This is a genomic window from Bradyrhizobium jicamae, from assembly GCF_001440395.1.
GTDB lineage: Bacteria > Pseudomonadota > Alphaproteobacteria > Rhizobiales > Xanthobacteraceae > Bradyrhizobium > Bradyrhizobium jicamae.
Map to the genome: position 1 here is coordinate 11,618 of NZ_LLXZ01000215.1, position 13,344 is coordinate 24,961.

The 13,344-nt window shown below is 56.8% G+C and carries 7 protein-coding genes; 3 read left to right on the forward strand and 4 right to left on the reverse strand.

Going from position 1 to position 13,344, the window contains the following annotated elements; translation table 11 throughout:
- Window positions 1-18 precede the first annotated feature (18 nt).
- From CQ12_RS37195 to CQ12_RS44655, 4 genes are all read right to left on the reverse strand, one after another.
- Window positions 19-1,002: a glycosyltransferase family 2 protein gene (locus CQ12_RS37195; protein WP_083519643.1), complete on the reverse strand. Its 984-nt coding sequence runs from the start codon at window positions 1,000-1,002 to the stop codon at window positions 19-21.
- 159 nt (window positions 1,003-1,161) lie between these two features.
- Window positions 1,162-4,275 (reverse strand): efflux RND transporter permease subunit, encoded by a 3,114-nt coding sequence (locus CQ12_RS37200; RefSeq protein WP_057840197.1) that lies wholly within the window; start codon window positions 4,273-4,275, stop codon window positions 1,162-1,164.
- 388 nt (window positions 4,276-4,663) lie between these two features.
- A complete protein-coding gene (locus tag CQ12_RS37205; protein ID WP_057840198.1) occupies window positions 4,664-5,236 on the reverse strand; it encodes a PEP-CTERM sorting domain-containing protein in 573 nt (190 codons plus the stop codon).
- Between the two features lie 302 nt (window positions 5,237-5,538).
- Window positions 5,539-5,682: a hypothetical protein gene (locus tag CQ12_RS44655; RefSeq protein ID WP_157088724.1), complete on the reverse strand. Its 144-nt coding sequence runs from the start codon at window positions 5,680-5,682 to the stop codon at window positions 5,539-5,541.
- 900 nt (window positions 5,683-6,582) lie between these two features.
- Between CQ12_RS44655 and CQ12_RS37210 the strand changes: the two genes are divergently transcribed.
- The 3 genes from CQ12_RS37210 to CQ12_RS37220 all read left to right on the forward strand — a co-directional run bounded on the left by CQ12_RS37210 (window position 6,583) and on the right by CQ12_RS37220 (window position 13,024).
- Window positions 6,583-9,930 carry an Ig-like domain-containing protein gene (locus CQ12_RS37210; protein WP_057840199.1) on the forward strand — a complete coding sequence of 1,116 codons (3,348 nt, stop codon included), beginning with the start codon at window positions 6,583-6,585 and terminating at the stop codon, window positions 9,928-9,930.
- A 456-nt stretch (window positions 9,931-10,386) separates the two neighbouring features.
- Entirely contained in the window at window positions 10,387-10,866 is a 480-nt protein-coding gene (gene gspG, locus CQ12_RS37215; protein ID WP_198164377.1) for a type II secretion system major pseudopilin GspG, read from the forward strand.
- 100 nt (window positions 10,867-10,966) lie between these two features.
- On the forward strand, window positions 10,967-13,024 hold the full coding sequence (locus CQ12_RS37220) for a hypothetical protein (protein ID WP_057840200.1): 2,058 nt from the start codon (window positions 10,967-10,969) through the stop codon (window positions 13,022-13,024).
- Window positions 13,025-13,344 lie beyond the last annotated feature (320 nt).

Consider the following 13,344-nt stretch of genomic DNA (forward strand, 5'->3'; position numbering starts at 1 on the left):
CCCGGATCGAGCCTGAAATCACGAGGTCAAGGCCGGATTCTTGACGTCGATCACCTTGAAGCCCTTGAAAAATACGCTGTGCCGGATTGAATCGGAAAGGTGCTGCGGCGGCGTGGTGTCTTCCTTCCCCGTGAGAACAACCCGCAGCCGCCAGAGCGACAGACCCGCAATCCTGCAAATGTCGACCATGGCCGCGTAGAATGCGCCGTAATTCTTCAGGAAGTGGCGTCTGCGCGCTTCCAGGAGATAGGGTGGCAAACGCTTCGGCTTGCTGTTCACACCGGTAGATTGACCGACAAGGTGCACCACGTGGCTTTCCGGAACGTACCAGCTCGGCCAACCCCGCTTTCTGGCGTTGAAGCAATAATCGATGTCGTCGAAATAAGTGAAATAGCCTTCGTCGAGTAATCCCGTGGCTTCCATCGTCTCGCGCCGGATGATCATGCTGGCGCCGGAAACCCAATCTGTCTCGAATGCATGATCGACCACGGGCGGGGCCACCACCCACCGGCTCAACAGCTTGGTGACCAATCCAAGCTTCAGGCTTCCTTCGAACTCGCCCAGCGGTGTTTGAAAGCGGAACGCCGACCGTTGCGGCGTGCCGTCGGGCTCTTCGAGCCGGCTGCCGGCGATTCCGACTTTCGGATTATTGTCCATGAAGTCGACGAGTGCCTTGAAGGCGTTTGGCCGGACGATCGTATCGGAATTGAGCAGCAGGAAATATTGGGGCTTGTCGGCAGATTCCAGCGCCGGCCGCAGGACCGCATTATTGCCGCCGGTAAAGCCGAGGTTTACGTCGAGCGCTGTGAGCGTGCACCAGGATGACCAGCCATTGTCCGCGATCGTGCGCTGGACGAGTTCGGCGGAACCATCTCCCGATCCGTTCTCGCAGATCGCGACATGGATGCCGGGGACGCTGGCGATTTCCTTTGCGACCGAATGCAGGCAATCAATCGCAAGCTGGGTGACGCGATAGTTAACAATGACAACGAGCAATTTCACGGGTGCGAGACCAGTTGATACAGACAATCGGCGATCATTAATCTTGCGGACAGGAAAAGAAAAGACGTCTTTCGGGCTCTTATTTAATGCATTGGGATAACGTTAAAGGCGACCGTCGTACCTGCGTCATATCGGCCGCCTTGCCACGGTTTTGCCGGCCTATCGCAAGGCTGGTGGAGACGACGTTGATAGCGGCGAAAGCGTGCTGCGGGACCGCATTTTTTGGCGCAGCCGGTCGATCAGGAGGTAGATCACCGGCGTGGTGTACAGCGTCAGGATCTGGGAGACGAACAGGCCGCCGATAATGGTGATGCCGAGCGGCCGGCGCAGCTCGGTGCCGGGGCCGGTGGCGATGACCAGCGGAATGCCGGCGAACAGCGCCGCCATCGTCGTCATCAGAATGGGGCGGAAGCGGGCGCGGCAGGCCTCGAAGATCGCCTCCGCCGACGACAGGCCGCGGTTGCGCTCGGCATCGAGCGCGAAATCGACCATCATGATACCGTTCTTCTTGACGATGCCGATCAGCAGAATAATGCCGACGAAGGCGATCACGGTGAGCGGCGTATTCGTCACCTGCAGCGCCAGCAGCGCGCCGAGGCCTGCGGACGGCAAGGTCGAGATGATCGTGATCGGATGCGCCAGGCTCTCATAGAGCACGCCGAGCACGATATACATCGCCACCAGCGCGCCGAGGATCAATAGCGGCTGCCGGCCGCTGGTCTTGTTGAAGTCGCCGGCATTGCCATCGAAACTGCCGCGGATGCCTTCCGGCATGTACAATTCGTCGACTGCGCGCTGAATGTTCGAGATCGCGGTCTCGATCGGCACGTTCGAGGCGATATTGAAGGATACCGTTGTCGACGGGATCGACTGGGTATGATTGATCGCCAGCGATGCCAGGCCGCGGTCATAGCGGACAACCGCGGACAGCGGCACCTGTGCATCGTTGGCGCCCGCCACGAAGATGCGGTCGAGGTTGGCAGGGTCGCTCTGGAATTTCGGATCGATCTCCAGCACCACCATGTACTGGTTGCGCTGGGTGTAGACGATCGAGATTTGCCGCTGTGCGAACGCGTTGTTCAAGGCGTCGTCGATGTCCTTGACGCGGACCCCGAGCGTGGCGGCGGCATTGCGGTCGATCATCAGCGTGAGCTGAAGCCCGGCGGCATCGCGATCGCTGGAAATGTCGGTAATGCCCTCGACCGTTTCCATGCGCTTGGCGACGATGGGGGCCCATTTCTTCAGCAGGTCGACGTTAACGCTCGAGACCGTGTACTGGTAGTCGGAGGAACTGCTTTGACGCCCGCCGCCCCGAATATCCTGAGCGGGGAACATGTAGAGTCGTACACCCGGCATCGTTTCCAGCTTCTTGCGCAGGCGGTCGATCACGATCTGCGTACTTTGTCCCGGTCTCTCCTGCGGCGGCTTGAGGCTGATGAAGAACAGTCCCCGGTTTGCGGTCATGCTGCCGAGGATCGAACCGACGCCGGCGACGGCGTTGTCGGCTTCGATGGCATCCTCGAGCTGTTGCTGAAACCGGATCATCGACTGGAACGAGGTGTCAGATGACGCCTGCGACGCACCGACGATGAGACCGCTGTCGTCGAGCGGGAAATAGCCTTTCGGGATCTTGATATAGAGCACTACCGTCAGCGCGATCGTGGCAAAGAATACGAGCAGGGTCAGGAAGGGGAAACCCAGCACGGCCCGAAGGGTCCAGGCGTAGAAGGCGACGAGGCGCGACAGGGTGCCCTCGATCAGGCGGTCGAACCAGGTCGCGCGATCCGACGCGGCTTCCCTGATGTAGTGCGCGCAGATCATCGGTGTGATCGTGAGCGACACCACGGTCGAGACCAGAACCGCAAAGGTCAGCGTCAACGAGAACTCGCGGAGCAGCCGGCCGGCGATCCCATCCATGAAGATCAGTGGGGTAAAGGCTGCGATCAGGGACAGGCTGATCGCGAGCACGGTAAAGCCGATCTGCCTGGCGCCCTCCAATGCCGCCGGATAGGGCGCCATACCGCGTTCGAGGTTGCGATACATGTTCTCGATCATGACGATGGCATCGTCGACCACGAAACCGACCGAGATCGCGAGCGCCATCAGCGACAGATTGTCGATCGAGAAGCCGGCGAGCCACATCCCGGTGCAGGTGCCGGCCAGTGCCAGGGGCACCGAGACGCCGGCTGCAATGGTCGGCGTCAGCCGCCGCAGAAAGGCGAACACCACCATCATCACCAGGAAGATGGCCGCCAGCAGTGTCAACTGCATGTCGAGCACGCTGGCGCGGATCGTATTGGTGCGGTCGACCAGCGTCGAAATCTCGAGGCCGGCGGGCAGCCATCGCTTCAACTCCGGGAGCAAGGCCTTTATGCGGTCGACGGTGTCGATCACGTTGGCGTCGCCCTGCTTGGTGATCTGGATCAGCACCGCCGGCTGCTTGTTGAACGCGGCGCTCGAGCGGTGGTTGCGGACGGAATCCTCGATCTCGGCGACATCGGCAAGGCGGACGAAATTGCCGGCCGCGCTCTTGATGATGATGTCGCGGAACTCGGCCGCGGTGCGCATCTGCTGGTTGGTGGAAATCGTCTCGCTCTGGCGGCCGCCGTCGAAGATGCCGACGGGCCCGAGCGGATTGGCATTGATGATGGCGAGCCGCACGTCGTCGGTCGCGATATCGGCGTTCGACAGCGCCACCGGGTTGAGCGCGATCCGCACCGCCGGCTGGTCGGCGCCGGAGACGGTGACCTCACCGACGCCGGGCACCTGCGAAATGCGCTGCGCGATCACGGTGTCGGCGACGTCGTACATCGCGCTCGCCGTCAGCGTCTTCGAGGTCAGCGCCAGCACGAACATCGGCGTCGCCGCGGGATTGCTCTTGCGAAAGCGCGGCAGCGCCGGCAGGTCGCTCGGCAGATCAATCAGCGAGGCGTTGATCGCGGCTTGCACGTCGCGCGCGGCGCGGTCGATGTTGCGGCCGATCGAGAACTGCAACTGGATGCTGGCGGTGCCGAGCGTACTTGTTGAGGTGATCTGCTCGACACCGGCAATCTGGCCGAGCCTGCGCTCCAGGGGGGCGGCAACGGTTGCCGCCATCGCGGCGGGATCGGCGCCGGGGCGGGTGGCGAACACCCGGATCATCGGGAAGTCGACGTTGGGTACCGCAGAGACGGGAAGGAAGGCGTAGGCAACCATGCCAATCAGAAAGAGCCCGATCGCCAGCAGCGTGGTGCCGACCGGCCGGCGGATAAAAGGCTCGGAAATCGACGCCACGGCTGCTTTCCCGCTCTATTACTCCAAGAGAAGAATGCATCGCCCGGAGAAGCATGCCTCAGCTGTGATCACCTTCGTCTAAACGGGCTTCTGGATTTTGACGATCCCCGAGCAGGTTGAGAATGCCCGATGGATGGTCCCTGGTCGAGTGAAATTTCGCGTCGTGAAAATCGACAGCCGCCGGACTCTCGAGCAGGCCAGCCGCGCGTAGACAGGACGCTATAAGCTGGGGGGCCATCCGGAAAAGGACGGCGCTAAACAGAACACAACACGCTGAAGCTGATCTGGCAGAAGCTGCTATCCGCGCGTCAATGCACATCGATCGGTATGACTGTGGCGAAGGTCATGCAATCAACGTAGAAGCCCCACTGCGGCCTTCGAATGAGCCTCAGGCGACGCGCCGCGCAACACGCTGATTCTTCCGGCGGTAAGAAAAAAGGACTAGGCAAGCGAACCCCAAGGCCATCATCGCCCAAGTCGAGGGTTCAGGTACTCCAGTGACCACAGTGCCGACGGCGCTACCCGCACTCATAAATCGTCCGATTTCACAAACGTTGTCATTGCACTCGAACGAAACCTGATCGGCGGGCAAATCCATGCTGACTACAAGGTGGTTTATTCCATCACTCGTTAGCGGATTTATAAAAGCAAAATTTATATAAGGCAGTCCAAGCGCGCCATCTGCAGCGATAGCGAAAGAATCAGGAGAAAAAAAGTTGTCGTAGGCTGAGTAAGTGTCTGAATCATACGTTGCGCCTGCTAGAGCTCCAAACGTCGTGGTGATACTGAAAGATGTAACCGCTCCTGTCGCTGAATCCGTCGCGAACGTTCCGTTTGCGCTGCCGCCGCCTTCGAACGTCACATCGCTGAGCGTCCAAAAGATTGTGGACGCGAAGCAGGGTAGCGGAAGAAGGGCAGGCAGGAGCAGTCCGATTGCCAATGCTATCGATCTAATCTTCATTTGCGAATCACCTTTAAATAAGCAACCTATGCGTTTCAAATAATGCGAATCTCGTCAACTGGTGCGACGGTTCATCCGGCCAATATTTAAGTTGAAATCAGAGCGCGCGTTGTGATTCGGCAAGTTGCTAGCCAGCGCAAATCGCTAACCGGATAGCTAGTCAATCAATGGTAGAGTATAATACGGCGCAGCCCATCTCATCCACCGCACGCGGCGGGTGAAAGAGCGTATTGCCGCGGAACGTGGGCACTTCATATTCGAAGAGTTCGTTCCGGCGAGGAGATGCGGCGGCAAGCGTTGTGTCATCGCTTGTCAGCATGGCAACGGCGAGCGACCTTGCTGTAACGGTCGTTGCGTATTTCCACGAGATACACCGGTACCACGCTGTGGCTTACGGCGTCGTCGTAGTTGCCGCGCTCGTGATCATTATCGCGGATGTTGATCATTTATTGAGAGCCCATTCGATCGCTGGGAAGCCGCCAATGTGACAGCCGAGACAGGTGAGGTATGGCAAAAGCGCAGAAAAACAAACAAAGAATACAAAACTGGTGGAGTGTTCGTGCATTACATTCCATCGTCCAGCCGATGTGATGATGGGACAGTTAGAAGCGGTTGGTGGCAAGGGCGAGCATGAATAGCGGCTCAAGGGGACGCAACAACAAAGCTCCATTTCACCTGCCCAGGTTGTAGGTTGGGGAACATTGTTAAGGTTGTCAGAAAAAGGGGAAACTGCTGTATTCACAAGCAACCGGTGGTGCCACGGCGGAGGCTCGTAAAATGGGGTCGATCGGCCATGATCGCCGTGACGTTGCTCGCCTCACCGACATGCACGTCAGCGCGAGAACTTGGACGGCCACAGGACGGATTCTATTCTGGGCGATTCCTAGTGGATTTGCGAGTAGATGGCCGCGCCGGCAAAAATCGGGACTGCCCCGGAGCGCGGCCGACAAAGGAAATCGCTTATTCGATAACCCAAACAACGCTTACGATTGTGTTGAGGTTGAAACTAACAGAGTTCTCGCCCGGCAAAAACCGCCAAAGCTATACCGTTGGTCTCTACTACTGGAGGCGAGTGCGGATCCCGAATATCGCGAAGATCAAGGCTCGAAGAACCGGTTTGAATTCGCTAGCAGATGAGGGGCCGCGGTGCTCCATCTTCCACGTACGCAGGAAGGCTCGATTTTAGGGCCGCTTAAGTGCTTGTTTTTTCGTTTAAATGCAGCCCGGCGGTGCCTGCGTAGTTATGCGCGGCGCAATAGTCCAAAGATTTAAATCTACGCGCTTGTCGCGATTCAGCCCGAAAGCGGCGGTACCAAATTGGCACGAGCGGGCACTCGGAGAAGAAGATGCATGATATTATCAGCACGCCCACGGCACTGAACCCAAACGATTTCAGCTCCACTGCAGCCTATGTGACAGCCGTCAAGGCACTTACTGATCCCTCGGCCCATCACGATGATGCGGCGATGGCAATAGAGCATGCAGCGCTCTTTGCCCTGGTACCGCGCGCCGAAGCCACGCATGTGGCTGTCAGGAACGGATCCTGGTTCGATCCAGCAACATGGGAGGACGGAAAAGTTCCTGGTGCTAGCGCCAAGGTACTGATCCCGGAGGCTATCAGCGTAAACTATGATGGTGTCAGCGATGCCTCGTTGTTTACGGTGCGCGTCGACGGAAGGTTGCTTTTTGCTCCCGATCACGACACGCGCATGGTGGTTGATACCCTTGTCGTTGCCAAGACTGGTTTGTTGCGGATAGGCACGAGTGACCATCCCATTCAGGACGGCGTGACAGCCAATATCGTCATCGCGGATAACGGTCCGATCGACCTCAACTGGGATCCCTTGCTGCTCAGCCGTGGGGTCATCTCGCACGGCAGTACCGAAATCCACGGCCAGGAAAAGGCTTCATTCTTGAAGCTCGCGATGGACCCTCTCGCCGGCAGCACGCTGCTTTATTTCGATGAAGACGCCGCGCAGAACGGCTGGCATGTCGGTGACAAAATCGTCGTGACGGGTACGCATATTGCGCCCCAGATGGTGAATGGGGATTGGTTGGACGTCAGCTCGCAGGATGAAGCGCGGACGATCAAGGCGATCTACGGCACGACCATCGTTCTGGACCAGCCGCTCACCTACGATCACGATTCACCCAGAGCGGATCTCAAGGCTTATGTCGCCGACTACACCCGCAACGTTGTGATTGAAACGCAGAATGCGGACGAAGTCCCGGTCTCTCAACGGGGGCATGTCATGTTCATGCACAGCCCGTCCGTTGATGTAGAATATGCCGAATTTTTTGAATTAGGTCGTACTGATAAATCAACGCGCGCGATTGACGCAGCAACAGCCACCGGCGTTACGAGCGACACCAATGTCAAAGGACGATATGCGCTCCATCTGCACGAGACTGGTGTCGACCCCACCAGCCCGGAGACGGTCGTAAAGGGTAATGCTATCTGGGGATCTCCCGGTTGGGGCATCGTGCAGCACGCATCCAGCGCGGACATTGAAAACAACGCCACGTTTAACACATTTGGCGCGGCCTACGTGGCCGAGACGGGCGATGAGACCGGTCTTTGGCACAACAACATCGCGATTCAGGCTCACGGCATCGGCGCCGGAGGAGATAAGAATTTTGACGACGTCGCAGCTTTCGACCTCGCACGGTCAGGGATCGGCTTTTACTTCCAAGGTCGATTGATAAAGACGACCGACAATGTTGCGGCCGGCGTCAATGAGGGATTCGTTTATATGGTCCGGGGAACTCCGGCTACCATTGCGGCTGATAATCTGGATCAGCCTGAAATCCTGCATGGCTTGACGTCGACAGACGTTGCAGCAGCTCCAATACAGAATTTTACCAACAACGAGGTTTTGGCAGCAGCCTATGGATTCATTGTCGTAAAGGCCGACCCAGCCCAGGATCATGATGTCAGATCCGTGGTTGAAGGTTTCAAGGCGTGGGAGACCGACATTGGGATACATTTGGAGTATACCGCCCACTACACTTTTCTTGATACGGATTTGACTGGCCCGGATATCGGTCGCGATTTTGAACCGAAAGGACATGCCGGCATCGAACTGGGAAATAATGCGATTGATATCGTGTTCAACCGCACAACGATCGCTAACTACAGAGACGGAGCTGTTTTGGATAAGGCGCTCGTCGGAGACCCTGCGCGGCTGATATCGACATCGGATTTCAATTACGTTTTCATCGACCTTGAGACGCACGACATTAAAAACAGCGCAATTAGAAACTTCGATCCCACTATCGATAAGTTGCTGAACTCGAGCCAATTGGGATCAATACCTGCCACGCTGCAGATGGACTGGCAGGGTGATATCCCGGTGTGGAGCTTCGATTGGCCCGATGGACGCTCTGTCGTGCTTCAGGGCGTCAAGCATGACAATCTCGGAACGATCAATTATCGCATCGGCAACGAAGTATTCAACATCGGAAGAGACCAGATGGCAGGTCTCCTCACGCACCAGGGGTACTACACGACCGATGACGGTCGGAAGATCGTCGTGCTGGAAGAGTATTTCTCGGATCGGGCAACCGGCGAGATCTTCAAGACAAGCATCCCGATACAGATCGCGGATAACGTTCCTCTCCTTCAGGACCAATGGTTCCTTTTGGATGGAGACGCAAAATGGCTTGGCAAAGTCGACTTGAATGCCGCGGCACCTGTAGCCGCTGCCGATACGGCATCGACCTCGCAAGCGGCAAGCGTGGTGATCGATGTTTTGAAGAATGATACCGATCCGAACGGCCTCGCCATGTCCGTAGATGGCATAACACAGCCGACACATGGCACCGTTACGCAGAATTCCGACGGAACCCTTACCTACACGCCGAATGGCGACTTCGTTGGGACGGAAACCTTCAAGTATTGGGCGACAGACCACAACGCAAAGTTCGACGATGGGATCGTTACAGTCAACGTTCGCTCTGGCAATGTTCTTCCAGGCGAGACGCCACCTGGCGATACTCCTCCAGGCGGAGCCCCCTCCAGCCCGCCTGGCACTATTCCGGAGCATGATCACGATCACCCTCCGACAGATGTCCCTCCTGTGATCGTCATGCCGACTCCGCCGGCAACGCCCTCAAATCCGTCTCCCGTCGTCCACGCCGATCATCCACACAACGACCACAGGCCCGGCGACACCTCTGCTTGGGAACATAGGCCTGACCACACTCACAGCTGGATGGGATGGGGCTATCGCCACGTCCACTTCGAACACCAGCAATACAACCACGGCTTTGGCGAAGCGCATTCGAACGTGGGAAGGGCAATTCTAGCAGCGTCTGCCGATGCTTTGAAGGATCTCGCTTCTTACGCCAGAGCTTACAACCCTTTGTCCGCTCCTTCGGTGATCTACGAAGATTTTGGAGGCGGTCCGGAAGCTGGCTCGCGGCCTGTTGCTACAAATGATCTGCCCGGGTGGAGGCCAAGCTCTCTGATGACGAGCGACATTCTGCCGTCTCAAGCCACTGACACATTGGATATGCATAACGAAGGTGTCTTGGGCGCGAGGGCTCTCCTGGACTTTGACTTCGCAAACAGCCCGTTCATTTTTAGAGACCTCGGCGACGGCGGTGTTGACTCTGTTCATTCAGTTGAACCGGGTGCGCTGCCGAATATGGAGCACCACAACCCGATTTCATCAGGGTTCATTTTTGCTTGAGCTCGGATGCCAAACTTCAGCCCAAGGACTTGGCTCTGATTACAGGATTCCCGAGTTCAGGGGTTGCCGGGGAGGGCAAACATCGGCTCGTTGCGTGTGGGCGTTTTGAAGCCGATGGCAATACGCCGATGCGGCACTACCGGACTCGTCTAGGGCGCGTTTCCGCAACCCGGTGCGACGCTCCCAGCGAGAATCTGCCCGTAAAACGGAGAAGTGAAAGATGGCCGGACGCGATATTGTTCAGGACTAGATAACCTAAACAGTTGCTAACTGCACCCGGACCTTAGTGAACGCACCGTCTGGTCCCGGTTTTAGGTAAACTGAACGTAGTTTCATTCATCGAGTTACCTCACATTGACCGTTTTACGAATAGTTCCATCCCGTCAACCTTTTGGAGACTGCCAGTCACCAGTATAGCCGGAGCGAGGTACAAAGATGATCTCCGGAGCGATCAGTATGTCTATGGTCAAGCGCTTGAGCGCGACAGGTGTTCGCAAACGAATTGCGGGAGCGCGAAAGCGTGATCGGAGAGATGCCGGCTATACGCTGATGGAGCTGCTGGTCGTGATGGGAATTCTCGCCGTTCTGACGGCCGTCGCGACGCCGCAACTGATGGGCTATTTTGGCAAGGCCAAGACACAGTCGGTTCAGCTGCAGATTGAAAATATCGGAACGGCGCTTGAGCTGTATTATATGGAGAACGGTTCATACCCGAGCGCGAGCGTTGGATTGAAGGCGCTAGTTGAAGCCACGCCGGAGGCGCCGCGCTGGAACGGCCCTTATCTGAAGAAGGCTAAGAACCTGCTGGATCCTTGGGGGCGTCCCTACCAGTACAACTACCCGGCGGCGAACGGCGAATATGAGGTTTACTCCCTTGGTCCTACAGGCAAGGCGTCGGTAGCTGCCGAGAGAACTACAGCCTTTCGCGGGAGCTGATCCACGTTGGTAAGCGAGCAACAATAGTGTTTGTGGACGGAATCGACACCTCGAGAAAGTTCTCTATCGATCTTTTAACAACGGACAATTGGACCTGACGATGACATCGAAGATGGACCGCAGAACATTCTTGCAGGGCACGAGCGCTGGTGCGCTGTCGACGTTGTTCCCATTTGCAGCGGAAGCCGCGCCAATAGCGTTGGCTGCGCCAAAACGCGGTGCCGCAACCACGTTGCCATCCGCGTCTGGCTTCAATAAAGGCCGATCGCAGGTGAATCTGAACTTCCTGCAGATCGGCGGAGATTATCCGTTTCTGAACTGCATGAAGAATGCGCAGCGCTGGGAATACCTGGATAACAGCGGTCCTCCTGAACCATCGGAGCTCGACAGTGATGGCTATCCGCTGAAAATTTCGCATAGCGGCGTGTACACCGTGTTTTACGTTCCGCCGCAGACTGCGCGACCTGGCAACTACGTCGTTACTTGGAGCGGCAACGGAACGATCTTCTGCGGCATGCAAAACACTCCCGTGAGCGGCAGTAAGACCAGTACCAACGGAAGTGGTCGATATGTCTTCTCGACGACCGATGATCGGTTTTCGATCGGTATCCTTTCCATTGGGGCGCCCCGCATCACCAACATGCAAGTCTTCCACGTAAGCGATGAAGCTGCCTTGAATGAGGGGCAAGTGTTTGGTTTGAAGTTCAAGCAGAGGCTGGCCGAGGCTAACTTCGGAGTAATTCGTTTCCTGAACTGGCAAGCGGGTAACTCGACCAATGTCACTAGCTGGGCAACCAGGAAGCCGATATCTTATGTCTTCTACGCAGGGGAAGAGTATCGCGGCAGCCTCTATGCTGGCCTAACCACAAAAACGGGCAGTGCCTACTCAGCCAATTTGCCCGGGTTCACACTGGCGGACAAAGCAACAGTTATTGTAAGATTTAACGCCAGCCACAGCGGACCGTGCACGCTCAATGTAAGTGGGACCGGTGATATCAATATTCTGGACGCTTTCTGTCTCCCTCTCTCTGCTGCTGGAAACAGTTTTCCGGTGGGCGGTACATGGCAAAGCATCGCAACGCTGGTCTATGATGCAACGCTTAAGGCTTGGATCAAGCAGGGTGGTGATGTCGCACTTGGAAGCATGGGGCTAGGTAACGGCTGCCCTCCGGAGTTGATGGTAAGGTTGTGCGCGGAGGTAGGTGCCCATCCGTATTTCGTAACTCCAGCATTGGCTATTGATCCGGTCACGGATTACATGCCGAGCTTGGCTGCGTATTGTAAAGCCAACGCTCCCTCGTGGATGATCCCTCGTTTCGAGGGGCCAAATGAACTTTGGAACTTTGTTGGAGGATTCCTGAGCACCGGTTTCGCGAATGCGAAGGCGACGGCATACGGTTGGGGGGCTGACTATCACAATTGGTATGGAAAGGTGATGTCGGTGCTCGGTCAGGCCATCAGCAACGTTTACGGTGGAGATCGGACCAAGTATCAGGTTCTCGCTGGAGTTCAGACTGCAACCGGCATTGCGACCGGGGAGACTATGGCGAGTGATGCTCGACTGGCCTCTACCAAGTATCTGGCGCAGTCTGCGCCTCCGCAAGCTCTGTATTCCAAAACTCCCGCCTCTCAGTGGGTCACGCACGTGTGCTGCGCACAGTATTACACTCCGGCCGACTACGACACGGCACAGGAGCAGGCATATGTAGATGCCTATGCAGCCGCTGAAGGAAATCCGACCCGTCAAATGGAGGTCGCCACAGCTTATGTCAGCACCGTAAACAACGGCAGTGGGCGATACACTCTCCCAAAGTTCGCAATTGCCTACGCCAACTGGAAGGCTTGGGCCTTGAAGTTTGGCATCAAAAATATGTGCGGGTATGAGGGAGGCTATTCGCCTGACTATCAGGCTCGAGGAACCACCAAGGTAGACAAGTTGAGAGGTGCATCGAAGCAAGCTGCGTCACTGTACAATTATACGACTGTCAACTACAACAATTTCGTCGGTCTAAGCGACGCTAACTTCGCTGCTGAGTTTCCTTCCTGCTTCCAGCTTTCGGGTGCTGCGCCATCAAATAATGTTTGGTCCGTACTGGAAGATATTTATCAGCAGACCAACTCGCCCCAGTGGAATGCTATCGTCGCGTTCAATCGTTGACCTCGAACGACTGCGTTTGCTTTGCGTTGTGGCGCAGATTCCCTACATTTCGGATCTGCGCCACCGAATGGGCTTTCGATGAGCTAAGAAATCGAGCGCGGCGAATTTAACTCGGAGCGGACGGTGGCGCTGAAAATCCGTTAGTCGCTGTCGGGCGACACTCACGATTGAGTGCAACGGCTGGGTCGTGCCCGATTTAACGGCCATTCAGGGCAGTTGCGGTGAGGCTCTTCTCGAGGTTCAGGCTAGGCTGCCGTTGATGGCTTGCCGGTTAGATTTCGATCTAATACAGGTAATCCAAACTCGCGCTCTTCATCCAT

What these genes read in the sequence shown, in the direction of transcription:
- CQ12_RS37210 (WP_057840199.1), top strand. Translation starts at nt 6,583, where the DNA reads ATGCATGATATTATCAGCACGCCCACGGCACTGAACCCAAACGATTTC.
- CQ12_RS37205 (WP_057840198.1), bottom strand. Translation starts at nt 5,236, where the DNA reads ATGAAGATTAGATCGATAGCATTGGCAATCGGACTGCTCCTGCCTGCC.
- CQ12_RS37220 (WP_057840200.1), top strand. Translation starts at nt 10,967, where the DNA reads ATGACATCGAAGATGGACCGCAGAACATTCTTGCAGGGCACGAGCGCT.
- CQ12_RS44655 (WP_157088724.1), bottom strand. Translation starts at nt 5,682, where the DNA reads ATGATCAACATCCGCGATAATGATCACGAGCGCGGCAACTACGACGAC.
- gspG (WP_198164377.1), top strand. Translation starts at nt 10,387, where the DNA reads ATGTCTATGGTCAAGCGCTTGAGCGCGACAGGTGTTCGCAAACGAATT.